The 26,873-nt window shown below is 64.3% G+C and carries 16 protein-coding genes; 12 read left to right on the forward strand and 4 right to left on the reverse strand.

The window, feature by feature from the left end; all coding sequences use genetic code 11:
• Positions 1-169: 169 nt before the first annotated feature.
• Positions 170-13,120, reverse strand: coding sequence for a non-ribosomal peptide synthetase (locus FS777_RS17575; protein ID WP_145256696.1), 12,951 nt, complete (start codon positions 13,118-13,120; stop codon positions 170-172).
• 352 nt (positions 13,121-13,472) lie between these two features.
• On the opposite strand from FS777_RS17575, the gene FS777_RS17585 reads away from it, so the two are divergent.
• A complete protein-coding gene (locus FS777_RS17585) occupies positions 13,473-13,994 on the forward strand; it encodes an RNA polymerase factor sigma-70 (protein WP_145256702.1) in 522 nt (173 codons plus the stop codon).
• Between the two features lie 406 nt (positions 13,995-14,400).
• Here FS777_RS17585 and FS777_RS17590 read toward each other — a convergent pair whose 3' ends face one another.
• The gene (locus FS777_RS17590) at positions 14,401-15,414 is read right to left on the reverse strand and encodes a GNAT family N-acetyltransferase (RefSeq protein WP_145256705.1); all 1,014 of its coding nucleotides are present in this window, start codon (positions 15,412-15,414) and stop codon (positions 14,401-14,403) included.
• Positions 15,415-15,499: 85 nt separating this feature from the next.
• Positions 15,500-16,300 (reverse strand): ABC transporter substrate-binding protein, encoded by an 801-nt coding sequence (locus FS777_RS17595; protein ID WP_058638574.1) that lies wholly within the window; start codon positions 16,298-16,300, stop codon positions 15,500-15,502.
• A 170-nt stretch (positions 16,301-16,470) separates the two neighbouring features.
• On the opposite strand from FS777_RS17595, the gene FS777_RS17600 reads away from it, so the two are divergent.
• Positions 16,471-17,016 (forward strand): exonuclease domain-containing protein, encoded by a 546-nt coding sequence (locus FS777_RS17600; RefSeq protein WP_058638573.1) that lies wholly within the window; start codon positions 16,471-16,473, stop codon positions 17,014-17,016.
• Between the two features lie 90 nt (positions 17,017-17,106).
• The gene (locus FS777_RS17605) at positions 17,107-17,391 is read left to right on the forward strand and encodes a pyrimidine/purine nucleoside phosphorylase (protein WP_058604821.1); all 285 of its coding nucleotides are present in this window, start codon (positions 17,107-17,109) and stop codon (positions 17,389-17,391) included.
• A 71-nt stretch (positions 17,392-17,462) separates the two neighbouring features.
• Here FS777_RS17605 and FS777_RS17610 read toward each other — a convergent pair whose 3' ends face one another.
• Positions 17,463-18,158, reverse strand: a complete 696-nt coding sequence (locus FS777_RS17610; RefSeq protein WP_145256708.1) for an alpha/beta fold hydrolase — start codon at positions 18,156-18,158, stop codon at positions 17,463-17,465.
• A gap of 49 nt (positions 18,159-18,207) precedes the next feature.
• Here FS777_RS17610 and ccoN (FS777_RS17615) point away from each other — a divergent pair, with 49 nt between their 5' ends.
• The 9 genes from ccoN (FS777_RS17615) to ccoG all read left to right on the forward strand — a co-directional run bounded on the left by ccoN (FS777_RS17615) (position 18,208) and on the right by ccoG (position 26,873).
• On the forward strand, positions 18,208-19,632 hold the full coding sequence (ccoN, locus tag FS777_RS17615) for a cytochrome-c oxidase, cbb3-type subunit I (RefSeq protein WP_058604819.1): 1,425 nt from the start codon (positions 18,208-18,210) through the stop codon (positions 19,630-19,632).
• A 13-nt stretch (positions 19,633-19,645) separates the two neighbouring features.
• Complete coding sequence (gene ccoO, locus FS777_RS17620) at positions 19,646-20,254, forward strand: cytochrome-c oxidase, cbb3-type subunit II (RefSeq protein ID WP_058604818.1); 609 nt, start codon at positions 19,646-19,648, stop codon at positions 20,252-20,254.
• 5 nt (positions 20,255-20,259) lie between these two features.
• Positions 20,260-20,463 carry a cbb3-type cytochrome c oxidase subunit 3 gene (locus tag FS777_RS17625; protein ID WP_058638571.1) on the forward strand — a complete coding sequence of 68 codons (204 nt, stop codon included), beginning with the start codon at positions 20,260-20,262 and terminating at the stop codon, positions 20,461-20,463.
• Positions 20,460-21,401 (forward strand): cytochrome-c oxidase, cbb3-type subunit III, encoded by a 942-nt coding sequence (gene ccoP, locus FS777_RS17630; protein ID WP_058638570.1) that lies wholly within the window; start codon positions 20,460-20,462, stop codon positions 21,399-21,401. The genes FS777_RS17625 and ccoP (FS777_RS17630) overlap by 4 nt, the downstream gene beginning before the upstream one ends.
• A gap of 368 nt (positions 21,402-21,769) precedes the next feature.
• Positions 21,770-23,212 (forward strand): cytochrome-c oxidase, cbb3-type subunit I, encoded by a 1,443-nt coding sequence (gene ccoN / locus FS777_RS17640; RefSeq protein WP_145256711.1) that lies wholly within the window; start codon positions 21,770-21,772, stop codon positions 23,210-23,212.
• A complete protein-coding gene (gene ccoO, locus FS777_RS17645) occupies positions 23,212-23,820 on the forward strand; it encodes a cytochrome-c oxidase, cbb3-type subunit II (protein ID WP_023535925.1) in 609 nt (202 codons plus the stop codon). Before ccoN (FS777_RS17640) ends, ccoO (FS777_RS17645) begins: the two co-directional genes overlap by 1 nt.
• A gap of 5 nt (positions 23,821-23,825) precedes the next feature.
• Positions 23,826-24,023: a CcoQ/FixQ family Cbb3-type cytochrome c oxidase assembly chaperone gene (locus FS777_RS17650; protein ID WP_058604841.1), complete on the forward strand. Its 198-nt coding sequence runs from the start codon at positions 23,826-23,828 to the stop codon at positions 24,021-24,023.
• Positions 24,020-25,000 carry a cytochrome-c oxidase, cbb3-type subunit III gene (gene ccoP, locus FS777_RS17655; RefSeq protein WP_078478851.1) on the forward strand — a complete coding sequence of 327 codons (981 nt, stop codon included), beginning with the start codon at positions 24,020-24,022 and terminating at the stop codon, positions 24,998-25,000. The genes FS777_RS17650 and ccoP (FS777_RS17655) overlap by 4 nt, the downstream gene beginning before the upstream one ends.
• A gap of 457 nt (positions 25,001-25,457) precedes the next feature.
• Positions 25,458-26,873: a cytochrome c oxidase accessory protein CcoG gene (gene ccoG, locus FS777_RS17660; RefSeq protein ID WP_058638576.1), complete on the forward strand. Its 1,416-nt coding sequence runs from the start codon at positions 25,458-25,460 to the stop codon at positions 26,871-26,873.

Here is a 26,873-nt window from a genome sequence, read left to right on the forward strand (position 1 = left end):
CTCGAGAAAGGTGAAGACGGCAGCTTGCGAGGCCCCCTTGAGCCGCGACCCGAGCGAGCCAGCTCATGTCCTTAGGGCTGCGCAGCAGCCCCAAGGATTTCAGCCCCGCCAATTATCCGGCGTCGTCAGCCCTTGAACGAACGGGCGATTACCCATCGCCCGCCGCCCCTCACAACCCTTCCAACTCCGCCATCAAGTCACTCAACCGGTCCACCTTGTCTTCATCCAGGGCGCTGCCCTGCAGTCCCTCCACGTACACGGCCAATTCCGCCACCGTGCTGCACTCGAACATCGCCCGCAATGGCACGTTCAGCTGAAGTTGCTTCTGCACCCGCGAGGCGATCTGGGTGGCCAGTAGCGAGTGCCCGCCCAGTTCGAAGAAGTTGTCGTGTACGCCAACCCGGTCGGCCTTGAGCACCTCGGCCCAGATACCGGCCAGCAGGCCTTCGAGCTCGCTGCGCGGTGCCTGATAGGCCTGGCTGTGCTGGTTGCCGATGTCGACGGCAGGCAGGGCCTTGCGGTCGAGCTTGCCGTTGGCGTTGTGAGGCAAGGCTTCGAGCCAGGCCCAATGCAGGGGCACCATGTACTCGGGCAGCTCGGCGCGCAGGCGTGCCTTGAGCTGAGCGAGCACGGTGTCGTCGCCCTTTAGCCCGTGGTGCGGCACCAGATAACCCACCAGATGCTTGCCGTTGACACCATCCTGCACGGCCACCGCTGCATCGCGGACCTGCGGCTGCTCGTGCAGCCGGGCTTCGATTTCACCCAGTTCGATACGGTAACCGCGAATCTTCACCTGGTGATCGACACGGCCCACGTACTCGAACACCCCGTCAGGTCGCTGGCGGGCCAGGTCGCCGGTGCGGTACACACGCTCGCCGGGTGCACCGTAAGGGTGGGGAATGAACGCCAATGCCGTGCGTGCCGGGTCGCCCACATAGCCTCGCCCCACGCCCGTACCCGCCACGCACAACTCACCCACGGCGCCCAGCGGCACCAGTTGCTGTTCATCGCCCAGCAGGTACAGCCGGTTATTGTCGGTCGGGGTGCCGATGGGCAAGTAGCTGCCCTGGGTGGAGGCGGCATCGACACGGAAGAACGCCACGTCATCCGAGCATTCCGCTGGCCCGTAGGCGTTGACCAGGCCGATCCGTGGGTAACGCTGCAACCACTGCGCCGCCAACTCCGGTGGCATGGCTTCGCCGGTTGGCAGCATCCAGCGCAGGCCGTCCAGCGTCTGGTGTTCGTTGGCAAGCATACCCTGGATCAGCGATGGCACGCTCTCAAGGACGGTGATGCCGGTGGCCTGAACATGGGTGAGTAGGCCCTGGGGATCGTGGGCAATGACGTTGGGCACGATTTCGACCCGGGCGCCGAACAGCGGCGCGGCCAGGAACTGCCACACCGAAATGTCGAAGCTCTGCGATGCCGTCTGCGCGATGACATCGTGTTCGGTCAGCGCCAGGTAGGGCACCTTGCTCAGTTGGTTGTTGAGCATGCCGCGCTGTTCCACCATCACGCCCTTGGGCAAGCCGGTGGAGCCTGAGGTGTAGATCACGTAGGCGAGGTTGTCCGGGCCGCTGTAGACCTCAGGGTTGTGGCTGGCCGTGGTGCAGGTCTGGACGGTTTCCCACACCAGCAACTGGGGCCGTACGGCCGGGTCCATGGCTTGTAGCAAGGCCTGCCCCTGCTCGGCGCAGGCCGCGCTGCACACCAGCACTGGCGCGCGGCTGAGCTCAAGAATGCTTTGCAGGCGCGCAGTAGGCAGGCCTGGGTCCAGCGGCAGGTAACCGGCACAGGCCTTGAAGCTGCCCACGATCATGCCCAGCAGTGGCAAACCACGATCGGCCAGCAGGGCCACCGGTTGATCCACCCGGACACCCGCCTCGATCAGCGCATGGCCCAGGCGGTTGGCCGCCAGGTTCAGGCCGGCATAGTCGTACTCGGCGTCCAGGCACCGGGCCACGGTACGCTGGGGATGGGCGGCCACGCGCGCCTCGAACTGCGCGACATAGCTGTGCTCCAGGGGGTAGGCCCGCTGGGTGTTGTTGCATGTCTGGAGCAAGAAACGCTGTTCCTCGGCGCCCACCAGCGGCAACGCTTGCACTTGTCCGTCGAAGCCCTGGACCAGCGCCAGGAGCAGGCGTTTGAATTCGGCCAGCAAGCGCTCGACCGTCGGGTAGTCGAAGTAGCGCTGGTCGAACGAGAGGTGCAGGCCCAGGTCATCACCTGGGTAACAGACCGCGGTGAGCGGGAAATTGGTGTGGGTGCGGCCTGAGTCGGAGGTGGCATCCAGGTGCTGGGCGTGGTCGAGCACGGCGGTTTCCACCGGGGCGTTCTCGAACACGAACAGGCTGTCGAACAAGGGCTGGCCCTTGGGCAGTTCGCTGCACGCCTGAATGTCCACCAGTGGCAGGTATTCGTACTCGCGCAGTTCCATGTTGCGCTCCAGCAAACCCTGCAACCACTGGCGCACACTGCAACCCTGGCCGGCCGCTGGCAGCTGTACGCGCAGCACCACGCTGTTGATGAACAGGCCGACGGTGCGCTGCATCTGCGGCATGCTCACCGGCCGACCCGCCACGGTCACGCCGAAGGCCACGTCGCGCTCGCCGCTGTAGCGCGCCAGCACCAGGGCCCAGGCTGCCTGGGCGAAGGTGTTGACGGTCAACTGGTGGGCCTGGGCCAGCTCGCGCAGGCGAGCGCCCTCACTGACCGCCAGGCGTGTGTAGCAATCGCCGACGATCATGCCGCTGCCCGCATGCTCATGGCGCAGCGGGCGGTCGCTTGGCAGTGCCGTGGCGCGCTCGAAGCCGGCCAGGTTGGCTTGCCACCAGGCGCGCGCGTCGTCCAGCCCCTGGCGCTGCAGCCAGCCGATGTAGTCGCGGTAGCGCGGCGGCACCGGTAGTTGCGCCTGCCGGCCCTCGCCCAGCGCCTGGTAGATTTCGAAGAAGTCGTTCATCAGCAGCGAGCGGCACCAGGCATCAATGAGGATGTGGTGGTTGCTCATCATGAACCAGTAGCGCGCATCGGCCACACGCACCAGGCGCAGGTGGAACGGCGGCGTATGCAACACGTCGAAGCCGGCTTCGCGCTCCTGCTTGTGCAGGGCTTGCAAGCGAGCCTCCTGGTCGGCGGCGTCCAGATCGCGCCAGTCCTGGTAATCCATGGCCAGTTGCCCAGGCTTGTGGATGATCTGCAGCATGGCCTCGCCACTGTTCCAGCTGAACGAGGCGCGCAAGGCTTCGTGGCGCGCCACCACCTGTTGCCAGGCCAGGGCGAAGTGCTGAGGGTCGAGTGCGCTGTTGATGCGATAGCGATCCTGCATGTAGTACAGGCCGGTGCCGGGTTCGAGCAGGGTGTGCAGCAGCATGCCTTCCTGCATGGGGGTCAGCGGGTAGACGTCCTCGATCAGGTTGGCTGGCACGGGCAGCGCGTCGATCTGCGCCTGGGTAAGGTGCGCCAGGGGGAAGTCCGAGGGGGTGTAGCTGCCCTGCCCGTCTGCCAGGCAATGGTCGATCAGCGTTATCAGTTCTTGGCGATAGGCGTTTGCCAGTGTGGCGATGGTGTGCGGTTCATAGCGTTCACTGCTGAATGTCCAGCGCAGTTGCAACGCACCGCCGTAGACCTGGCCATCGACACTCAGCCAGTTGGGCAGCGGCGCATCCGGGTCATGGGCCAGGCCCACCGGCGCGTCCACCGGCGTGAACAGCGCGCCGTCGTCGAACTGCTGGTCGAACTGCCCAAGGTAGTTGAAGGTGATGCGCGCTTGCGCCAGGGCCGCCATGTGCTCGCGCGTTGCCGGGTCCGCCAGGTAGCGCAGCACACCGTAGCCAAGGCCCTTGTGCGGCACCTGGCGCAACTGCTCCTTGATGTGCTTGATGGACGCCGCCAGAGCTTGGTCATCATCCCCTGCCAGGGGCGACAGGCTCAACGGGTAGGCATTGGTGAACCAGCCGACGCTGCGGGTCAGGTCCATGTCCTCGAACAACCCGTCGCGGCCATGGCCTTCCAACTGCACCAGCGCCTGTGGCTGACCCGTCCACTGGCACAGGGTGCGGGCAAGTGCCGTCAGTAGCAGGTCATTGACCTGGGTGTGGTAGGCCGCAGGCGCCTGCTGCAGCAACTGGCGGGTCTGCTGCGCATCCAGGCTGATGGTCACGGTACGGGCATGACGCTGCAAGTTGCCGCCTTGTGGATGATCACAGGGCAGCTCATGGCGTACCTCGCCCACTTGCGCCTGCCACCTGCCCAGCTCATCACGCAGCGAATCGCTGCTGGCATAGGCGGCCAGCCGCGCCGCCCAATCACCTGGGGCATGGGTCTTGGCCGGCAGGGCCTGGCCTCGGTACAGCGCCTGCAGGTCTTCGAGCAGGATGCGCCAGGAAACGCCGTCGACCACCAGGTGATGGATGGCCAATGCCAGGCGTTGCTCACCCTCCCCGTCACTCACCAGCAAGCCACGGAGCAAAGGACCGCGCTTCAGGTCGAGGCTGCGTTGCAGGTCGGTGTACAGCGCCTGGCAATCGTCCAGGGCGGCGACCGTGGCCGACCACAGCAGCTGTTGATCATCAGGCTGGGCGTACTCGCCCTGCCAACGGCCAGCCGCATCGCTGAAACGCAGGCGCAAGCTGTCGTGGTGCTCGACCAGGGCGGCCAGCGCGGTTTGCAGCCGGGTCTCGTCCAGCGGCGTGCGGCATTGCAACAGCACGGCCTGGTTCCAGTGCTGCGGCTGCGCCAAGGCGCTGTCGAAGAACCAGTGCTGGATCGGGGTCAGCTGGGCGATGCCTTGGCGCAGGCCTTGCTCGATGCTGTCGGTGGCCTGCACCGGCTGCACGATGGCCGCCAGGGCCTGGATGGTCTGGTGCTGGAACAGGTCGCGCGGGGTAAATTGCAGGCCGGCCTGGCGCGCGCGGCTGACCACCTGGATCGACAGGATCGAGTCACCGCCCAGCTCGAAGAAATTGTCCTGAACGCCGACCTGATCGACGTTGAGCACCTCGCCCCAGACCTGCGCCAATTGCGCTTGCACCTCATTGGCCGGCGCCTGGTACTGCTGGCGAGCCTGGTCGAGGTCGGGCAGCGGCAAAGCGCGGCGGTCCAGCTTACCGTTGCCCATCAGTGGCAGAGACTCGAGCAGCACCAGGTGCGCCGGCACCATGTAGTCCGGCAGATGCTGATGGGCATGGGCCTTGACGGCCTCGCGCAGCTGTTGCTGGGCATGGGTGTCGGCAGCTGCGTACGGGCTTACAAGGTAGCCGACCAGTTGCCGTACGCCCTGCATGTCCACGGCGATGACCACCGCTTCATCCACATCGGCATGGGCCTGCAAACGGCTCTCTATCTCACCCAGCTCGATACGGAAGCCGCGGATCTTCACCTGCTGGTCGGCGCGCCCGATGTACTCCACCAGGCCATCCTGGCCCAGGCGCACCAGGTCGCCTGTGCGGTACAGGCGCCCGCCTGTGTGGCTGAAGGGGTCGGCGACGAAGCGTTCGGCGGTGAGGCCGGGGCGGTCGTGGTAGCCCTGGGCCAGGCCAGCGCCGCCCACATACAGCTCACCGATGCCACCCTGGGGCAACAGGGCCAGGTCGTCATCGAGGATGTAGGCCGTGCGTTGACCGATCACCCGCCCGATGGGCACGCTGCCCAGGTCGGCCGCCAGCGTTTGCGGGGCCAGGGCGGCCAGCGGCATGACCACGGTTTCGGTGGGGCCATAGGCGTTGAACAGCTGATCAGGGATGAAAGCCTGGCGGATACGCTGCAGGTGCTCGCCGGTCAATGCCTCGCCCCCGGTGATCACCAGGCGCACCGGCAGGCACTCGCCCTGTAGGGCCAGATGCTGGGCCAACTGACTGCCGTAGCTGGGCGTGAAGCCCAGCACGCTGACGTGCTGCTCTCGCACCAGCTGGCAGATCTCGTCGGCGCCCCATTGCCCTTGGGCACGGATGACCACGCGTGCGCCACACAGCAGCGGCACCCATAGCCGTTCGCTGGCCGCGTCGAAATTGATGGAATAGAAATGCAGCTCGCAATCGTCGCTGCGCATGCCGAACGCCTCGATCACCGCCTGGCAGTGCATGGCGAACTCGCCATGGCTGACCACCACACCCTTGGGTTTGCCGGTGGAGCCGGAGGTGTAGATCAGATAAGCCGGGTGCTGCGCCAGGCTCACATTGTCCAGCGGCGCCTCGCTGTAGGCGCCCAGCGTCGGCTGATCGTCTTCAAGGCTCCAGCAGGCCAGGCGCTCCGGCAACGGCCCGAGGTCCTGCAGCAAGCGGCGTTGGCCCAGCAGCACGCCGACCTGGCTGTCCTCGATCATGTAGCGCAAGCGGTCCAGCGGGTACTCCGGGTCGAGCGGCACGTAGGCGCCGCCGGCCTTGAGTACAGCCAGCAGGCCGACGACCATGTCCAGCGAACGTTCGAGCGCCACGCCCACCCGCACCTGCGGGCCGACACCGCGTTCGCGCAAGGCACGGGCCAGGCGGTTGGCCTGCTGATCAAGCTCGCCGTAGCTCAGGTGCTGGCCGGCGAACGTCAGGGCCCGTGCGTGTGGGTCTTGGGTCGCCTGGGCCGCGAACAGCCCATGCAGCGTATGCCGCGCCGCACTGCTCGGCTCACCACGCAGCTGCGCAACCAGCCCCTGCTGTTCGGCACTGCTGAGCATCGGCAGCTCGCACAGGCGTTGCTGGGGCTGATCCAGCAGACCGACCAGCAACTGCTGCCAGTGCGCGGCCATGCGCGCGATGCGTGGTGCGTCGAACAGGTCCTGGCTGTAGGTCAGGCAGCAGCCCAGGCGGCCATCGAGGTCCGTGACCTCCAGGTAGAGGTCGAACTTGGTGGCGGCTGCGTCGTTGACCAGGTAGTCCACCTGCATGCCGGCCAGCGTACGGCTTTGCTGGAAGGCCCAGCGCTGCACATTGCACATCACCTGGAACAGCGGGTTGTAGGCGCTGCTGCGCGGTGGGTGCAAGGCTTCGACCAGTTGTTCGAACGGCAGGTCCTGGTGGGACTGCCCCTCGATGGCTGCCTGGCGCACCTGCTCGAGCACCTGGGCACCGGTCATCTGGCCGTCCAGCTCGCAGCGCAGCACCTGGGTATTGAGGAAAGCACCGATCAGCCCTTCGCTCTCGGGGCGGATGCGGTTGGCCACCGGGGCGCCGATGCGCAGGTCGCGCTGGCCGCTGTAACGATGCAGCAGCACGGCCAGGGTAGCGGTCATGGTCATGAACAAGGTCAGGCCACGCTGGCTGTTGAAGGCGTGCACGCGCTGAACCAGCGCAGGGTCAAGCTCGAACCTGTAGAGCTCGCCCTTATGGCTTTGCGCGGCAGGCCGAGGACGGTCGGTGGGCAGCGCCAGTACCGGGTGCTCCTGGCCGAGGCGCTGTTTCCAGTAGGCCAGCTGGCGAGCGCCCTCACCGCTGTCCAGCCATTGCCGTTGCCATACGCTGTAGTCCAGGTACTGGACGGGCAAAGGTGCCAGCGGCGACTCACGGTCGTCGACGAAGGCTTCGTACAGCTCGCCCAGTTCGCGGGCAAAAATGTCCATGGCCCAGCCTTCGGTGACGATGTGATGCAAGGTGAGCACGAAGACGTGTTCGCGCTCTTGCAGCTTGGCCAGGCAGGCACGCAGCAGGGGGCCACTTTCCAGGTCGAAGGCTTGATGTGCCTGCTGGTCGGCCAACTGTTGCAGGCTGTGCTGGCGAACAGCGTCGGGCAGTGCGCTGAAATCGTGCCAAGCCAGCTGCAGGTTGCTGTCGTTGGTCACGCACTGGTAAGGCACGCCCTCGATGCTGGGGAAGGTGGTGCGCAGGGTTTCGTGACGCACGATTAGCGCGTGCAACGCCCGCTCGAAGGCATCCACATGCAAGGTGCCGCGCAGGCGCGCCATGCCACCGACGTTGTAGGCCGGGCTGTTGGGCTCCATTTGCCAGAGGAACCACATGCGCTGTTGCGAATAGGAAAGCGGCACCGCCTGACGGCGATCCACGCGCGGGATGTCACCTTGCGCATTGCGTTCACCGCTTGCCTGGATGCGCGCAACTTCGGTACAGAAAGCGCCCAGCTCGCTGGCGTCGAACAAGGCCTTCAACGGTAGTTCGACGTCGCAGGCCTGGCGCGTGCGCGAGACGATTTGCGTCGCCAACAAGGAGTGCCCGCCCAAGGCGAAGAAATCGTCCTGCAAGCCGACCTGGGGCAGGCCCAGCACTTCGCACCAGATGGCCGCGACCTGTCGTTGCAAGGGGCTGTGCGGCTCGATGTGTTCACGTTGCTGCCACACAGGCGCCGGTAATGCCTTGCGATCGACCTTGCCATTCGGGCCGAGCGGCATCTGCGCCAGCCACATGAGCTGTGCCGGCACCATGTAGGCCGGAAGCTGCCCGGCGAGTGCCGCGAGCAGGGCGCTCGATTCGGCGGTGCCACTGTAGTAACCCACCAGTTGTGCACCTACGGTGTCCTGGCGAACCTGCACCACCGCCTGCTCGACGCCGGCCTGGGCCAGCAGGCAGGCCTGCACTTCTTCGGGCTCCACACGGAAGCCGCGGACTTTCACCTGGTGGTCCAGGCGCCCCAGGTACTCGAGCGCCGGGTACTGCACCAACCAGCGCACTCGGTCGCCGCTTCGGTACAGGCGCTGGCCGTTGCCGCCGGGCTGGGGCACGAAGCGCTCGGCCGTCAGGCCAGGGCGGCCCAGGTAGCCACGGGCCAGGCCCATGCCACCCAAGTACAGCTCGCCGGGTACGCCAGGTACGCTCAAGTGCAGCTCATCGTCCAGCACCTGGCACAGTACATTGCCCAGCGGGCGACCCATGGGCGAATGCCCACCGTCGCTGGCGGTGCAATGCCAGTGGGTGACGTTGATGGCGGTTTCGGTCGGGCCGTAACGGTTGTGCAGCTGCACCTGTGGCAGCACCTGCAACACCCGATCCCGCAGGGCGGCCGGCAACGCCTCGCCGCCAGAGAACAGGCGGCGCAGGCTGCTGCAGCCTGCGGCCAGGGGCTCCTGCACGAACACTTGCAACAGAGGCGGCACGAAATGCAAGGTCGTCACGCCATGGGCCTGCACCAGCGCTGCGATGCGCTGCGGGTCGCGGTGCTCACCGGCACCGGCAAGCAGCAGCTTGCAGCCGATGATCAGCGGCCAGAAACATTCCCACACCGAAACATCGAAACTGATCGGTGCCTTCTGCATCAGCACGTCGTCCGCGCCCAGTGCGTAAGTCGCCTGCATCCACTGCAGCCGCTCGGCGAGCGCCCCGTGGGTGTTGCCCACGCCCTTGGGCTGGCCGGTAGAACCGGAGGTATAGATCACGTACGCCAGGTTGTCGGCGTCCAGGTGCAGCCGGGGCGGTTGGCTCGGCCAGTTGTCCAGGTGCACTTGGTCCAGCGCGATCACGCCAACACCCTGCACGTGCGGCAAAGTAGCCAATTGGCTGCTGTGGGTGAGCAGCAGGCCGGCGTTGCAGTCGGCCAGCATGTAGGCCAGACGCTCGGCCGGGTACTCCACGTCCAGGGGCACATAGGCGCCGCCGGCCTTGAGGATGGCCAGCAGGCCTACCAGCAGCTGGGGCGAGCGCTCGATGGCGATGGCCACGCAGGTATCGGGGCCAATGCCCTTGTCGCGCAGGTAATGGGCCAGGCGATTGGCCTGCTGATGCAGTTCGGCGTAGCCGAGGCTGCCGCCCTCCCACACCAGTGCGGTGCGCTGCGGGTGCAGGCGAGCCTGCTCGTTGAGCTGTTCGACCAGCAGCTGTGGCGGCTGTGCAGCCGGCGCTTGCCCCCAGCCCAGCAACCGTGCACGGCTCGCCTCATCCAGCAAAGGTACCTCGCCGATGGGCAGTTGCGGCGTTTCGCAGACGTGCTCGAACAGGCTCAACAGCTGCTGGGCAAGCCGCGCCACCGTGTCCTGCTCGAACAGCGCGCTGGCGTAGTCGAATGCCAGGCGCACACGGCCCTGATGGTCTTCTTCGCTGTGCAGTTGCAGGTCGAATTTGGCTTCCCGGCTGTGCCAGGGCAGTTCTTCGGCCAGCAGGCCTGGCAGGCGCCGCAACGCCGACAGGTCGCGCTGCTGGTGGTTGAACATGACCTGGAACAGGCCTTGCTCCCGGGCCTGGGGCAACGCCTCGACCAACTGCTCGAACGGCAGGTCCTGGTTGGCCTGTGCCTCCAGGGTGGCTTGGCGCACCTGGCCGAGCAATTCGGCGAACGGCAGCCGGCCATGGACCTGAGCGCGCAGCACCTGGGTATTGATGAAGAAACCGACCACCCCTTGGCTTTGCAGACGCGAGCGGTTGGCATTGGGCACACCGACGCGGATGTCGGCCTGGCCGGTATAGCGGTGCAGCAGCGCCTGCCAGCCCGCCAGCAGCACCATGAACAGGCTGCAGTGGTGTTGATGTGCCAGGGCCTTGAGGGCCTGGGACAGGTGCGCGGGCACCTTCACGTTCAGGCGTGCGGCGTGGTTGCCACGGTCGCTGGCGCGGGGATGGTCGGTGCACAGGTCCAGGACCGGCACTGCATCGCCCAGCTGATCGCGCCAGTAGGCAAGCTGACGCTCGGCTGCACCCTCTGCCAACCACGTGCGCTGCCAGTTGCCGTAGTCGGCGTAACCCAGCCCGAGCGGAGCCAGCTTGGGTTCAAGACCCTGGCAATACGCCGCATAGAGGCGCGCCAGCTCGTCCATGAGCAGGGTGAGCGACCAGCCGTCGGCGGCAATGTGGTGCAGGGTGACCCAAAGCTGGTGATGCTCCTCGTCCAGATGGACCAGCGTCAGGCGCAGCAGCGGACCCTCCTGCAGATCGAATGGCAGGCACGCCTCGGCCTCTCGCTGGCTGTCGACCTGCTCAGGCGCTTGCCCCTGCAGGTCGAGCCGCTGAAGGTTCACCGGCAGGTGAGCCAGGATGCGTTGCACTGCCTGGCCGTCGACGTCGCTGAACACCGTGCGCAAGGCTTCGTGGCGGGCCACCAGCGCTTGCAGGGCGGCTTCCAGAGCAGGTTCATCCAGGGCCCCGCGCAGTTGCAGGCCAGCAGGGATGTTGTAGGCAGCCGACTGCGGCTGCAGTTGCCAGAGCAGCCACAGGCGGTTCTGCGCCAGCGACTGGGGCAGTGGCCTGTCGCGGGACAACAGCGCGATGGCCTCTGTTTGCTGGCCTTGGGCAAGGCTTGTGGCAACCGCCTGGGTATAGTCGGCCAGCACCGGGGCCTCGAAAAGGGTGCGCAGGCTCAGCTCGATGCCCAAGGCGTCGGCCAGCGCTGCCGTGACCTGGGTGGCAGCAATGGAGTTGCCGCCCAGCAGCATGAAATGATCGTCCGCCGCCACCGCCTCGACCTTGAGAATGTCGCACCAAAGACGGGCGATTTGCGCCTGCAACCCGTCGCCGGTCATGGCCTGGGTGGCCGGCAAAGCGGGCTGGGGAAAGCGCGCGTAGCAATCGAGGGTGCCATCGTCCATGCGCAGGCGACAGGCCGAGCGCTGGAGTTTGCCGCTGGAGGTCTTGGGCAAGGCACCCGGGTTGAGCAACAGGACCACGGCCGGGGCCTGGCGGCAGGCATCGGCGACGACGTGACGAAGCGTTTTGATCAGTGCCTCGGGGGCTGTCGTCTTCTGCACGTTGCGGCTGATTTCCACCGCCACGCCAATGGCTTGCTCGCCCTCGTGCTCGACGGCGAAGACGGCCACCCTGCCCTTGCGCAGCGCAGGCACCTCACGCTCAAGGGTTTTTTCCAGGTCCTGCGGGTAGAGGTTCTGCCCGCGCACGATGAGCATGTCTTTCAGGCGACCGGTGACGAACACCTCGCCGCCGCGCATGAAACCCAGGTCGCCTGTGCGCAGCCAGCGCTGGCCATCCGCCTCGACGAACGTCTGGGCGCTGGCCTGGGCGTTGCGCCAGTACCCGTGGGCGATGCTTGGCCCGGCGGCCCAGATTTCCCCCACCTGGTTGTCCGCCAGCACCTGGCACTGCCCGGGTTCGACGATGCGTACCGCATGGCCTGGCTGTGGCCAGCCGCAGCTCATCACCACGCTGCCCTCGCCCGGCTCGGCGCGGTTTTCGGCAAAGGCCTGGGCATCGAGCGCCAAGGCGCCGATGCCCTCACCGCGGCGGCTGCCGCTGACGAACAACGTCGCCTCAGCCAGCCCGTAGCTGGCGAAGAAGCTGTGTGGCTTGAAGCCGCAGGCCTGGAAGGTGTCGGCGAAGGTGGCCAGGCTGTCCTGGCGAATCGGCTCGGAGCCCGAGTACGCCACCCGCCAGCGGCTCAGGTCGAGCCCGGCCAGTGAAGCCTTGCTGATCCGCTCGCTGCACAGGCGGTACGCAAAGTCAGGGCCGCCGCTGATGGTGCCGCCGTACTCACTGATGGCCTGCAACCAACGCAGCGGCCGCGCCAGGAAATAACCCGGCGACATCAGCACGCAGGGCACGCCGCTGAAGATCGGCTGCAGCAGGCCGCCGATCAGGCCCATGTCGTGGTAGAGCGGGAGCCAGCTGACGATCACGTCGTCAGGGTTCAGGTCGATACCGAAGCCGTGGCGGATCAGCTGTTCGTTCGCCACCAGGTTGCCGTGGCTGACCTGCACTCCTTTTGGCAGGGCCGTGGAGCCGGACGTGTACTGCAGGAACGCGATGTCATGGGCTTGCAATGCAGGCTCGCGCCAATCCGCCGCCCGTGCGGGATCGAGCCGGTCAACGGCCAGCAGCTCCGGGGCCTGCGCGGCTTGCAGCGCCTCCAGGCCCTGAAGGCTTTCTTGCAATCGCGCGCTGGTCAGCAGCAGGCGCGGCTCGGCATCGTCGATGATCGAAAGCAGGCGCTCCTGATGGTGCTGACGCGCGGACTCCGGAGGGTAGGCCGGCACCGCGATGACGCCGGCATACAGGCAGCCGAAGAACGCCGCCACGTAGTCCGGGCCGCTGGGAAACAACAGCACGGCACGGTCCCCGAATGTAGCCCGCGCCTGCAGCGCGGCGGCGATGGCGCGGGCGCGCTGGTCAAGCGCCTGGTAGGTGAGCACGGCCTGTTCGCCGGGCGCATCGGCCAGAAAGCGCAAGGCGATCTTGTCCGGGCTCTGTACGGCGCGTTGCATCAGGGCCTGGACCAGCGAAGTCGGGAGTTCGAAGGCATGCGTCATGGGTGTTCCTGCCGGTGTCGGGTTGGGCGGGCCGGTGTGGCCACCTGCAGGGGCGGACAGCATCAGCGGCCGGGGATGTACAGAGGGGAACGGATGGCGGGGGGCAGAAATTAACGAAGCGCGGGTCAGGTGGAAAAAGACGGCCATGGCGAGTTAGCCAGGCGCAGCTATAGCCGTGGCGCCATCCTGCGGGTACGCAAGCGGGTCGAGGCGAGACTTAGAACTGAAAGATACAGATACTAATTTAGTTTCGTATTTGACAATCATTATCATTCTGAATAGCTTGTCGCTCGTCCTAGGACGCGTCCTACACCTCAACGCGCTCTTTACCCTTTGCATCCAGGTGATTTCCATGGCGGAACAACTGTCCACAAGTAAGTGCGATTCACCACTGCTCCAAGCTTTCGTAGAAAACCGCAGCATCTTGCTCAAGATTGCCGCTCGCATCACCGGCTGCCGCTCGCGGGCCGAAGATGTGGTGCAGGATGCCTTCTTCAGGCTCGGCAGCGCTCCGCAGATCACCTCTTCGTTCAAGGCGCAGCTGAGCTATCTGTTCCAGATCGTGCGCAATCTGGCCATCGACCATTACCGCAAGCAGGCGATGGAGTTGAAATACGCCGGCAGCGAGGAAGAAGGGCTGAACGTCGTCCTGCAGAACGCCTCGCCCGAAGCCACCCACATCAACCTTGCGGCCCTGGACGACATCGCCCGCGCGCTGAACGAGCTGCCGCCACGCACGCGTTATGCGTTCGAAATGTACCGCCTGCATGGGGTACCGCAGAAAGACATCGCCAAGGAGCTGGGCGTCTCCCCTACCCTGGTCAACTTCATGATTCGCGATGCGATGGTGCATTGCAGGAAGATGACGCGGTAGGAACGGCGGGAAGGTGATTGGATGACTCGGTGCGGTACTGCTGGGGCGCCGGACCGGCCGCGATGAGCTGCGCAGCAGCCCCAGGATTTCAGCTCCGCGGCTGATATTGCCGGGGCCGCTGCGCGGCCCATCGCGGCCGGTCCGGCGCTCCGGCTAGGCCGCTCCCACACGGGGGTTCGCTGGCCCTCAGATGCGGTCAAAGGCAGTTGCTCCCGCAATCGCACTACTTCGGCCATACCACGATCACGGTAGGAGCGGCCTAGTGCCGCGATGGGCTGCGCAGCAGCCCCAGAGATGTGAGCATTATAGGTAAATGCCAGGGAGCGGCCTTGCCGGGGCGCATCCGCAAAATCACGGGTTTCAAGTGCGAGGCCAGGTAGTCGTTTGACCGCCTTCAGTACCACACTCAAATCAAAGCACAACGATCAAAAAACCGCTCCCGCCCCAGAATCATCAGCGCAGCCCGCTTGTGCGGGAAGTCGAATTCCTTGTCGCAGTGAAAGCACTGGTCCTGCATGTAGCCGATCATCCGCGCATTGTCGGCACGCGGCTCGGCGACAACGCGCTGGGTGCGCGGGTCGTCCAGGAACAGGTAGTGCACCAGCGCGCAGAGCCAACTGGCGACCTTATGCGGGCCGCGGTGCTGCTGTTCGCCCACCAGCATGTGGATGCCTCGGTCATAATCGTCGGCCTGGTAGAACGGGGCGATGCGGTCTTCCTTGGCCCAATAGGCCTCGAAGTAGGCAAACGGCTGATCATCGAAGCAGCCGATCAGCGTGAGGGTATGGGGGTCCGCTTCGAGCTTGGCCAGGTACTCGCGGTGCTGCGCCAGGCTCCCCCCTTCCTGCCAGAACGCCTCTACCCGCGGCTCGTTCTGCCAGCGGTTGAAGCGCTCAAGGTCGTGCTCGATGTCCAGGGTGCGCAGCGATACCCAGCTGCCCAGCCGCGTATCGAAGCGCCGGTACACTTCGCCTCGTGGCTTGGGTGCTCGCAGCGGGTGTCGTTTACCAGCGGTGATGCGCATCTGTTGCGGGTACACCGCGGCCTGCACATCACCCAGCCACGGCTGAGGCAACTGCCAGAATAAAGCCCGCTCGCACAAGTACTGCCCCGGTTGCTCGCTGCTCACCAACAAGCCAGAAGCCAACGCCTGGGCGGGCACTTCATGCAGCTGCCAGGTCAACGTCTGGCAGGTGGCGTCCTGGGACAACAGCCAGTAGCACGCCGCCCACAGCGCCTGGTAGGGCCGCTGCGAGCAGACGTATTTCACCTGCACCACTGGAGTGCCGTGGGTGTGCACACGCAAGGTGATCAAGGGTCGAGCTTCGAGCGACAGGCACAGCAAACCGTCGCGCTGCTCGGCGCTCAGGCTGCGCCAGCGTGGCGTGTGGGTTGTCTGCAAGGCGGCATCTGAGGGCATGGGCGATACTCGGTGACGTGAAAGGAAGGCTCACTCTGCAAGACGATGCCAGCTCCCCCGGATTTAGCCGCTGCCGTTGACGGGGCTACGGGCGCCCGGCAGTGACCGTGATGCCATAGGGTTCGAAAATGCGCGCCAGCTCGCCCTTCTCGCGCAGCGCCTGCAGCAACCCGGTGAAAGCAGTGGCTGACAACGGCCCACCTGCACGCAGCACGGCATAGTGGTGGTAGACCTGATCGATACGCCCCGATGCCGCCAGCCGGCCCTGACTGGAGGGGTTACGGGCCAGAAAGTCGGTGAGGTACGAGCGCGTCACCAGCGCGATGTCGGCACGACCGGCCTGCACCATCAGCAGGTTGCTGTCGTGGGAGTAGGTCAAGGTAGCGTTGAAGGCTTTGCGCAGGTAGCTGGGGTCGGGATTGAACCCTGCAAAGGCATAGTGGTAGCCGTTGAACATGGCCAGGCGCTTGCCCTGCAGGTCATCCACATAGTGCGGGTCGGCCAGGCTGCTGGTACGCCCCACGAACACTTCGGCATCTTCAAGGCCCATGTCCACCGCCTCGTGCGGCACCTGCGCCCAACCCCATTGCGGGTTCTCGAACACCGCCATGTCGGTGCGGCCTTGCAGCAGGTCGCCAAAGCGTCGTTGCACCGAGGTGGGCACCAGCACAAAGCGATAACGGGGTTGCGACAGGTTCAGCGCGTCGATCAACTGCGCCAGCAGGCCAGTGCCCGCACCTTGCTCGGGACGCACGGTGTACGGCGGAAAATGAGCAGCCCCAACCCTGACCTCCACCCGCTCCACGGCCCGTGCCGACGGCGCCAGCCAGCAGGCGGCAGAAATAAACAGTGCGGACAGGACCTTGAGGCCGGGCGCTAGGGTCAAAACGAACACTCATCACATGCAAGAACGGAATCCGCTTACGCTAGGCGCTTTCCGGACCCGGCACAACCGCCGGGCCGCGCTCTTTATGCCAAAGCAGGCGGCAAAATGCCAGGGGTGTCGAGTGGCAGGACTTTGGCTACGCTCAAGCAAGATTTGGAAGGGAGCCTGACATGGGCCATTGGTTGGTGATCGACCTGGAAGCGACGACAGACGACGGCGGATGGCCGGTCGCAGACATGGAAGTGATTGAAATCGGCGCGAGCCTGGTGACTGGCGAAGGCCGCGAGGTCGACCATTTTCAGCGTTTCGTGCGGCCACGCAGGCGGCCTCAGCTGACGCCGTTCTGCCGCGAGCTGACCCACATCAGCCAGGCGAACGTGGACTCGGCCGCCCCTTTTACCGAGGTCTGGCCCAGTTTCGAACGGTGGCTGGCGCACCATCATGCGCAGTTGCAGGCCTGGGTGAGCTGGGGCGACTACGACCGTGTGCAATTGCTCCAGGAATGGCGGCAACATGGCCTGGACAGCGCGCTGCGGGCTCTGCCGCACATCAACCTCAAGCAGCGTTTTGCCAAGGCCCGTCACCTGCAGCGTCCCACCGGGCTCAACAGTGCCCTGCACATGGCCGGCATGCACTTTTGCGGCCAGCAGCACCGGGCCTTGGAAGACGCGCGCAACACTGCGCGCCTGCTGCCGTTGAGCCTGCCTAACGGTTGACGGGCGGCGCCTTTCAAAGCGGATGACGGCGCTAGTGGCCTTGGGCATACTGGCCAGCCTTTTTGCCCTCTTCTGTTACTGGAGTCGCCCATGTTCAAGGTCAACGAGTACTTCAACGGCACCGTCAAGTCGATCGCTTTCACTGGCGAAGAAGGCCCGGCCACCGTCGGTGTGATGGCCCCTGGTGAATACGAGTTCGGCACGGCCAAGCGTGAAATCATGCACGTGGTCTCGGGCGCGCTGATCGTGAAGCTGCCAGGCAGCGACGCCTGGGAAACCTTCGCTGCTGGTACCCAGTTCAACGTGCCGGCCGACAGTAAGTTCCAGCTGCAAGTCAAGGTCGAAACGGCCTACCTCTGCGAGTACCGCGACTAAGCCTGCCGCAGGCCGAGTACCTTCACTCGGCCGCCACCCTTGATGAACGCGGGCCCGCTCACCGCGCATCGTCATTGCCCATTCAGAAATCGCGCCACCTTGTCGGCCGCTGCCTGCAGGTGCTGTTCATGACTGAACCCGGAAGCCTTCAGGGGCTTTAGGTCATGATCGCCCGTCGCCAGCCACTGCACCTCGATCGCAGGTGACAAGGTGTACCGCTCGACCGCCTCCCGATTGCCCAAGACATCGCGCTCACCCTGTACGACCAAGGTCGGGGTCTGCAACCCTGCCAGGTGTTCGACCCGTGGCTTTTCCGGCTTGCCTGCTGCATAGAACGGATAGCCCAGGCACACCAGTGCATCGGCTCCCAGCTCGTCGGCCACCAAGCTGGCCATGCGCCCGCCCATCGACTTGCCGCCGATCGCCAATTTGCCCGCGACCAAGGGTCGCACCTGTTGGTACACCTCGCGCCAGCATTGCAGCAAGGCAGGCTGCGGATTGGGTGGCCTTTTGCTGCCGCCTTGCCGACGCTGGGCCATGTACGGGAACTCGAAGCGCACCACGGCTACGCCACGGGACGCGAGCCTTTGCGCCATTTGCTCCATGAACCCGCTGTCCATCGGCGCTCCGGCGCCATGGGCCAGGATCAGGCAGGTCCGATACGGCTCACCGTACACCTCGTGTTCAGGTGTGCAGCGCAAGCCTGGGACATTTCCGACCTTGGCCCATTGATCCCCGTCAATGCAGGCATTTTGCCCATTACTCATGCTTGCCTCGCTCTATAGCCTGCCAATAACCGTGGATGGGAACCCATACATGAACACAACCAGCAGTACCGCCTATAACTACAAGGTGGTCCGCCAATTCGCCATCATGACGGTGGTGTGGGGAATCGTCGGGATGGGGCTCGGCGTCTTCATCGCCGCCCAGCTTGCTTGGCCTTTCCTGAACCTCGATCTCCCCTGGACCAGCTTCGGCCGCCTGCGCCCACTGCATACCAATGCGGTGATTTTCGCGTTTGGCGGCTGTGCGCTGTTCGCCACCTCCTATTATTCGGTGCAACGCACCTGCCAGACCACCCTGTTCGCGCCACGCCTGGCCGCGTTCACCTTCTGGGGCTGGCAACTGGTGATTCTGCTGGCTGCCATCAGCCTGCCGCTGGGTTACACCAGCTCCAAGGAATACGCCGAACTGGAATGGCCGATCGATATCCTGATCACCATCGTGTGGGTGGCGTATGCCGTGGTGTTCTTCGGCACCCTGATGAAACGCAACACCAAGCACATCTATGTGGGCAACTGGTTCTTCGGCGGTTTCATCCTGACCGTGGCGATGCTGCACATCGTCAACAACCTGGAGCTGCCTGTCAGCCTGACCAAGTCCTACTCGGTCTACGCCGGGGCCACCGATGCCATGGTGCAGTGGTGGTACGGCCACAACGCCGTGGGCTTCTTCCTGACTGCAGGCTTCCTGGGCATGATGTACTACTACGTGCCCAAACAAGCCGAACGCCCGGTGTACTCCTATCGCCTGTCGATCGTGCACTTCTGGGCGCTGATCACCCTGTACATCTGGGCAGGCCCTCACCACCTGCACTACACCGCCCTGCCTGATTGGGCTCAATCGCTGGGCATGGTGATGTCGCTGGTGCTGCTGGCTCCAAGCTGGGGCGGCATGATCAACGGCATGATGACCCTGTCCGGCGCCTGGCACAAACTGCGCAGCGACCCCATCCTGCGCTTCCTGGTGGTTTCCCTGGCCTTCTACGGCATGTCCACCTTCGAAGGCCCGATGATGGCCATCAAGACTGTCAACGCCTTGTCCCACTATACCGACTGGACCATCGGCCACGTGCATGCCGGCGCCCTGGGCTGGGTAGCGATGATTTCCATCGGCGCCCTGTACCACACCATCCCCAAGGTCTTCGGCAAAGAGCGCATGTACAGCATCGGGCTGATCAACGCGCACTTCTGGCTGGCCACCATCGGCACCGTGCTCTACATCGCTTCGATGTGGGTCAACGGCATCGCCCAGGGCCTGATGTGGCGCGCTGTCAACAGCGACGGCACGCTCACCTACTCGTTCGTCGAAACCCTGGTGGCCAGCCATCCAGGCTTCGTCGTGCGCTTCGTCGGTGGCGCGATCTTCCTCAGCGGCATGTTCCTGATGGCCTGGAACACCTGGCGCACGGTGCGTTCGCCAGCGCTGGATACCGTCCCTGCGAACGCCCAGCTGGCTTGAGGAGACCTGCCTGATGAAACATGAAGTCATCGAGAAAAACGTCGGCCTGCTGGCCTTGCTGATGGTCTTCGCCGTCAGCATCGGCGGCCTTACCCAGATCGTCCCGTTGTTCTTCCAGGACGTAGCCAATACGCCGGTCGAGGGGATGAAGCCCTACACCGCGCTGCAACTCGAAGGCCGTGACATCTACATTCGCGAAGGCTGCGTGGGCTGCCACTCGCAGATGATCCGCCCGTTCCGCGCCGAGACCGAGCGCTACGGTCATTATTCGGTTGCCGGTGAAAGCGTATGGGACCACCCGTTCCTGTGGGGCTCCAAGCGCACCGGGCCAGACCTGGCGCGGGTCGGCGGGCGCTATTCGGACGACTGGCACCGGGCGCACCTGTACAACCCGCGCAACGTGGTACCGGAGTCGAAGATGCCATCGTATCCGTGGCTGGTGGCCGACCAGGTCGACAACAGCCACACCGACACCAAGATGCGCGTGCTGCGCACCCTGGGCGTGCCCTACACCGACGAAGACATTGCCGGCGCGCGCGAGGCGGTCAAGAACAAGACCGAGATGGACGCCCTGGTTGCCTACCTGCAGGTGCTGGGCACCTCGATCAAGAACAAGAGGTGAATGCGATGGAAATGGACATCGGCATGATCCGCGGCCTGGGCACCCTGGTGGTGTTGATCGCCTTCATCGGCTTGAGCCTGTGGGTATTCAACCGGCGCCGCGACCGGGACTTCGCCGAAGCGCGCCTGCTGCCCTTCGTCGACGACCGCCTGCCTTCTGTCGAGCAGGCACCTGAAACCCGTGCAGCTGCGAGGAGCAAAGCACAATGACCGCCTTCTGGAGTACCTACATCAGCGTACTGACCATCGGCAGCCTGATCGGCCTGACCTGGCTGTTGCTCGGCACCCGCAAGGGCCAGAGCAACAGCACGACCGACCAGACCATGGGGCACAGCTTCGATGGCATCGAGGAATACGACAATCCGCTGCCCAAGTGGTGGTTCTGGCTATTCGTCGGCACCCTGGTCTTCAGCGCAGGCTACCTTGTGCTGTATCCGGGCCTTGGCAACTGGAAAGGCATCCTGCCGGGCTACGAGGATGGCTGGACCGGTGTCAACGAATGGCAGAAGGAGATGGACAAGGCTGACGCCAAGTTCGGCCCAATCTTCGCCAAGTACGCCGCCATGCCCGTGGAAGAAGTGGCCAAGGATCCGCAGGCACTGAAGATGGGCAGCCGCCTGTTCGCCTCCAACTGCTCGGTTTGCCACGGGTCCGATGCCAAGGGCGCCTATGGCTTTCCCAACCTGACCGACAACGACTGGCGCTGGGGCGGTGAGCCTGAAACGATCAAGGCGTCGATCATGAACGGCCGTCACGGCGTGATGCCGGCCTGGGCCGAGGTGATCGGTGAACAGGGCGTATCGGATGTGGCAGCGTTCGTGCTGACCAACCTCGATGGGCGCAAGCTGCCCGAAGGCGTCAAGGCCGACCCGGTCAAGGGCAAGGAGCTGTTCGCGAGCAACTGCGTGGCCTGCCACGGACCTGAGGGCAAGGGCACCCCTGCCATGGGTGCGCCGGACCTGACCCACCCGCAGGCCTTCATCTATGGATCGAGCTTCGCCCAGCTGCAACAGACCATTCGTTATGGTCGCCAGGGCCAGATGCCTGCGCAAGCCGAGATCCAGGGCAATGACAAGGTGCACCTGCTGGCGGCCTACGTCTACAGCCTCTCGCAGGGCGATGCAGCCCAAGGCGTAACGGTCAAGTAACGCGCTCTTCGTCTTCCAGCCCCGCCCTACAGCGCCGCTTTAGCGGCGCTTTTCATTTGTGCGCCTCTAGCACCTCAGCCGGTTTGCGACACCCCACTTCACTCAAGACACGCCCTCCCGGTGCCCTGTCGCCAACTTTGGGGGCGCCCGAAAAAGCCTGACCGTTCGATCAGAAAAAACCGAGAAACGGTACACATTACAAATATTTATTTGTGTACAATCCATGGCATCCCCCGTTCACTGCGTGCCACTGTCGAACAGGGCTGGACACGGGTCGGCGTACCAAAGTTGCGTTGCGGTAACCCAGGGGGTTTCCGATACTGATGCCGATTTCGACCAACAAGAACATAAAACCGTGGAACCTTAGAATGAGCACTGCAATCAGTTCGACTGCTTATAACTACAAGGTCGTCCGCCAGTTCGCCATCATGACGGTGGTGTGGGGGATCATCGGCATGGGCCTGGGCGTCTTCATCGCCTCGCAGCTCGTGTGGCCGCAGCTCAACCTGGACTTGCCCTGGACCAGCTTCGGCCGCCTGCGCCCGCTGCACACCAACCTGGTGATCTTCGCCTTCGGCGGTTGTGCATTGTTCGGCACCAGCTACTACGTGGTGCAGCGCACCTGCCAGGCCAGGCTGATCTCCGATCGCCTGGCGGCCTTCACCTTCTGGGGTTGGCAGGCCGTGATCACCGGGGCCTTGGTCACGCTGCCCATGGGCTACACCACCACCAAGGAATACGCCGAACTGGAATGGCCGCTGGCGATCCTGCTGACCGTTGTCTGGGTGGCCTACGGCGCGGTGTTCTTCGGCACCATCGTCAAGCGCAAGACCAAGCACATCTATGTCGGCAACTGGTTCTATGGGGCGTTCATCGTGGTCACCGCGATGCTGCACATCGTCAACCACATCTCGTTGCCGGTCAGCCTGTTCAAGTCGTATTCGGCCTATTCGGGCGCGACCGATGCCATGATCCAGTGGTGGTACGGCCACAATGCCGTCGGCTTCTTCCTGACCACGGGCTTTCTGGGCATGATGTACTACTTCGTACCCAAGCAGGCCGAGCGGCCGATCTATTCGTACCGCCTGTCCATCGTGCATTTCTGGGCGCTGATCACCCTGTACATCTGGGCAGGCCCGCACCATTTGCACTACACCGCCCTGCCGGACTGGGCGCAGTCGCTGGGCATGGTGATGTCGATTATCCTGCTGGCCCCAAGCTGGGGCGGCATGATCAACGGCATGATGACCCTCTCCGGAGCCTGGCACAAACTGCGCACCGACCCGATCCTGCGCTTTCTGGTGGTGTCACTGGCCTTCTACGGCATGTCCACCTTCGAAGGCCCGATGATGGCCATCAAGACCGTGAACTCGCTGTCGCACTACACCGACTGGACCATCGGCCATGTGCATGCCGGGGCCTTGGGCTGGGTAGCGATGATCTCCATCGGCGCCGTGTACCACATGATCCCGCGCCTGTACGGGCGTGAGCAGATGCACAGCATCGGCCTGATCAATGCTCACTTCTGGCTGGCGACCATCGGCACCGTGTTGTACATCGCCTCGATGTGGGTCAATGGCATTACCCAGGGCTTGATGTGGCGCGCCATCAACGACGACGGCACCCTCACCTACTCGTTCGTCGAAGCCCTGCAGGCCAGCCATCCGGGCTACATCGTTCGCGCGCTGGGCGGCGCGTTCTTCGCCAGCGGCATGCTGCTGATGGCCTACAACGTGTGGCGCACCGTGCGCGCGGCCAACCCGATTCAGGCTGAAGAAGCCGCCAAGATCGCTGTCGTGGGAGCGCACTGATGAAGCACGAAGCCGTAGAGAAGAACATCGGCCTGCTGGCCTTCTTCATGGTGATCGCCGTCAGCATTGGCGGGCTCACCCAGATCGTCCCCTTGTTCTTCCAGGACGTGACCAACCAGCCGGTCGAAGGCATGAAGCCGCGCACCGCACTGGAGCTCGAAGGCCGGGACATCTACATCCGCGAAGGGTGCGTGGGTTGTCATTCACAGATGATCCGCCCGTTCCGGGCAGAAACCGAGCGCTACGGCCATTACTCGGTCGCCGGCGAAAGCGTCTGGGACCACCCGTTCCTGTGGGGCTCGAAGCGCACCGGCCCGGACTTGGCCCGGGTCGGTGGGCGCTACTCCGATGACTGGCACCGCGCCCACCTGTACAACCCGCGCAACGTGGTGCCGGAGTCGAAGATGCCGGCCTACCCGTGGCTGGTGGAAAACACCCTCGATGGCAAGGACACGGCGCGCAAGCTCCAGGTGCTGCGCACGCTCGGGGTGCCCTACACCGATGCCGACATCGCCGGCGCCCGGGATGCGGTCAAGGGCAAGACCGAAATGGACGCCCTGGTGGCGTACCTGCAAGGCCTTGGCACCCTCATCAAGAGCAAACGGTGACGGCGATGGATATTGGAATGATTCGCGGCCTGGGCACCGTGGTGGTGCTGGTGGCCTTCATCGGCCTGGCCCTGTGGGTGTTCAGCCCGAGACGCAAGAAAGATTTCGACGAAGCGACCCAACTCCCCTTTGCCGATGACCCCCAGGCCCGCCAACACGTCGAGCACGCACAAGAAAAGGCATCCAGGAGCAAGAAACCATGACAACGTTCTGGAGTGTGTACGTCACCGTTCTGACCCTGGGCACCATCTTCGCCCTGACCTGGCTGCTGCTGTCCACCCGCAAGGGCCAGCGCGAGGAAACCACCAGCGAGACCGTAGGCCATGCGTTCGACGGCATCGAGGAGTACGACAACCCGCTGCCCAAGTGGTGGTTCTGGCTGTTCGTCGGCACTATCTTCTTCGCCCTGGGCTACCTGGCCTTGTACCCGGGCCTGGGCAACTGGAAAGGCATCCTGCCCGGCTATGCGTACCTGGATAACGACAAGCAGGCCGAGTTCTCGGACGGTCAGGCCGGCTGGAGCGGTGTGCACGAATGGGAGAAGGAAATGGCCAAGGCCGACGCCCGGTTCGGGCCGATCTTCGCCAAGTTCGCAGCCATGCCCATCGAAGAGGTGGCCAAGGACCCGCAGGCCCTGAAGATGGGCGGTCGCCTGTTCGCCTCCAACTGCTCGGTCTGCCACGGCTCCGATGCCAAGGGTGCCTATGGTTTTCCCAATCTGACCGACAATGACTGGCGCTGGGGCGGCGAGCCGGAAACCATCAAGGCCTCGATCATGAACGGGCGCCACGGGGTCATGCCGGCGTGGGCCGAGGTGCTGGGCGAACAGGGCGTGGCCGATGTGGCCGCCTTCGTGCTCACCAACATGGACGGTCGCCGCCTGCCGGAGGGCATCAATGCCGACCCAGCCAAGGGCAAGGCGATCTTCGCCAGCAGCTGCGTGGCCTGCCACGGGCCGGAGGGCAAGGGCACCCCGGCCATGGGCGCACCGAACCTGACGCACCCGCAGGCGTTCATCTACGGGTCGAGCTTTGCCCAGTTGCAGCAGACCATCCGCTACGGCCGCCAGGGGCAGATGCCGGCGCAGGCGCAGTTGCAGGGCAACGACCGGGTGCATCTGCTGGCCGCTTACGTGTACAGCCTGTCGCACACGCCAGAGGCAGGCGATAAAAGCGAGTGAGGGGATTTTGGATGGGCAGCTGGCAGCCAGGCGAGGCGTGAACTCAGCAACCGGGTTCGTGACCCGGTTGCGCTGACCCTCTGCGCAACCGGATTGTTCAACAGGTGGGCAACAAATGCGTCACCGCCTGACCTGGATCAATTGACACTTCCCATATCACGTTTCACAAGATCAACCCAATGCGGCCAAAGGTCGCACCTCGGTCTGAACGTCTGCCAGGGGCGTATCATGGCCGCGCAGCGCTAGGCTCTGTGTGAAGAGTCTTGAGACGAAGGTCAGGCAAGGCGAAAACAGCCGAGGAAGCGGAGTTTACGGGTTGTAAATGAGCATTCCGAGGCTGTTTTCAACGCAGCATCACCGAGTATCAAGGCTTTTCACACAGGGCCTAGCAGATTGCGCGAGACTGCGGCCGGCATGCACTGGCCGCGGCATTTCTCCACTGCCGTGGGACATGATGATGAGCAAGCATATTCCGGTACATGATGTAACCCCGCCTGCCAGCACAGGAAAGGATTCCGTTGACCTCTACGCCTCGCGCGAAAAAATCTACACCCGTGCCTTCACCGGCCTGTTCAGACGCCTGCGCATGGTGGGTGGTGCGGTCTTGTTCTTGCTGTACTTCGGTACCGTCTGGCTGAACTGGGGCGGGCATCAGGCGGTGTGGTGGAACCTGCCGGAACGCAAGTTCTACATTTTCGGCGCAACCATCTGGCCCCAGGACTTCATCCTGCTGTCGGGCATTCTGATCGTGGCGGCCTTCGGCCTGTTCTTCATCACCGTGTTCGCAGGCCGGGTCTGGTGCGGCTATACCTGCCCGCAGAGCGTGTGGACGTGGATCTACATGTGGTGCGAGAAGGTCACCGAAGGTGATCGCAACCAGCGAATGAAGCTGGACAAAGCGCCCATGAGCGCCAACAAGTTCGCCCGCAAGTTCGCCAAGCACAGCCTGTGGCTACTGATCGGCTTCGTCACCGGCATGACCTTCGTCGGCTATTTCGCCCCCATCCGCGAACTGGTGGTCGAGTTCTTCACGGGCCAGGCAGACGGCTGGGCTTACTTCTGGGTCGGTTTCTTCACCCTGGCCACCTATGGCAATGCCGGCTGGCTGCGTGAGCAGGTGTGCGTGTACATGTGCCCCTACGCGCGCTTCCAGAGCGTGATGTTCGACAAGGACACGCTGATCGTGTCCTACGACCCGCGCCGTGGCGAGACCCGCGGGCCGCGCAAAAAAGACGTGGACTACAAGGCTAAGGGCCTGGGCGATTGCGTCGACTGCACCCTGTGCGTGCAGGTATGCCCCACGGGCATCGACATCCGCGATGGCCTGCAGATCGAGTGCATCGGCTGCGCCGCGTGCATCGACGCCTGCGACAGCATCATGGACAAGATGCACTACCCCAAAGGGCTGATCAGCTATACCACCGAGCACAACCTGTCCGGACAGAAGACCCACCTGCTGCGCCCTCGCCTGATCGGCTATGCCGTGGTGCTGCTGGTCATGATCATCGCCCTGGCCAGCGCCTTTGCCACCCGTTCGCTGGTAGGCCTGGACGTGAGCAAGGACCGCGTCCTGTACCGGGAGAATGCGCAGGGGCGCATCGAAAACGTGTATAGCCTCAAGGTCATGAACAAGGACCAGCGCGACCACGTCTACGTGCTCGATGCCACCGGCCTGCCCGACTTGATGCTTGATGGCTTACGGGAAATCCGCGTGGCCGCTGGCGACATCGTCAGCCTGCCCGTGCAACTGTCGGTGGCCCCGGAAAAACTGCCCTCGACCACCAACGAAATCACCTTCATCCTCAAGAGCGCCGATGACAGCGACGCCCAGGTTGAAGCCAAGAGCCGTTTCATCGGCCCGCAGATTCGCTAA

The sequence above is a fragment of the Pseudomonas sp. DE0157 genome (assembly GCF_007678615.1).
GTDB classification, from domain to species: domain Bacteria; phylum Pseudomonadota; class Gammaproteobacteria; order Pseudomonadales; family Pseudomonadaceae; genus Aquipseudomonas; species Aquipseudomonas parafulva_B.

Coding starts and splice junctions, on each gene's coding strand:
- FS777_RS17575 (WP_145256696.1), bottom strand. CDS start 13,120: ATGACGCATGCCTTCGAACTCCCGACTTCGCTGGTCCAGGCCCTGATG.
- FS777_RS17585 (WP_145256702.1), top strand. CDS start 13,473: ATGGCGGAACAACTGTCCACAAGTAAGTGCGATTCACCACTGCTCCAA.
- FS777_RS17590 (WP_145256705.1), bottom strand. CDS start 15,414: ATGCCCTCAGATGCCGCCTTGCAGACAACCCACACGCCACGCTGGCGC.
- FS777_RS17600 (WP_058638573.1), top strand. CDS start 16,471: ATGGGCCATTGGTTGGTGATCGACCTGGAAGCGACGACAGACGACGGC.
- FS777_RS17605 (WP_058604821.1), top strand. CDS start 17,107: ATGTTCAAGGTCAACGAGTACTTCAACGGCACCGTCAAGTCGATCGCT.
- FS777_RS17610 (WP_145256708.1), bottom strand. CDS start 18,158: ATGAGTAATGGGCAAAATGCCTGCATTGACGGGGATCAATGGGCCAAG.
- ccoN (WP_058604819.1), top strand. CDS start 18,208: ATGAACACAACCAGCAGTACCGCCTATAACTACAAGGTGGTCCGCCAA.
- ccoO (WP_058604818.1), top strand. CDS start 19,646: ATGAAACATGAAGTCATCGAGAAAAACGTCGGCCTGCTGGCCTTGCTG.
- FS777_RS17625 (WP_058638571.1), top strand. CDS start 20,260: ATGGAAATGGACATCGGCATGATCCGCGGCCTGGGCACCCTGGTGGTG.
- ccoP (WP_058638570.1), top strand. CDS start 20,460: ATGACCGCCTTCTGGAGTACCTACATCAGCGTACTGACCATCGGCAGC.
- ccoN (WP_145256711.1), top strand. CDS start 21,770: ATGAGCACTGCAATCAGTTCGACTGCTTATAACTACAAGGTCGTCCGC.
- ccoO (WP_023535925.1), top strand. CDS start 23,212: ATGAAGCACGAAGCCGTAGAGAAGAACATCGGCCTGCTGGCCTTCTTC.
- FS777_RS17650 (WP_058604841.1), top strand. CDS start 23,826: ATGGATATTGGAATGATTCGCGGCCTGGGCACCGTGGTGGTGCTGGTG.
- ccoP (WP_078478851.1), top strand. CDS start 24,020: ATGACAACGTTCTGGAGTGTGTACGTCACCGTTCTGACCCTGGGCACC.
- ccoG (WP_058638576.1), top strand. CDS start 25,458: ATGAGCAAGCATATTCCGGTACATGATGTAACCCCGCCTGCCAGCACA.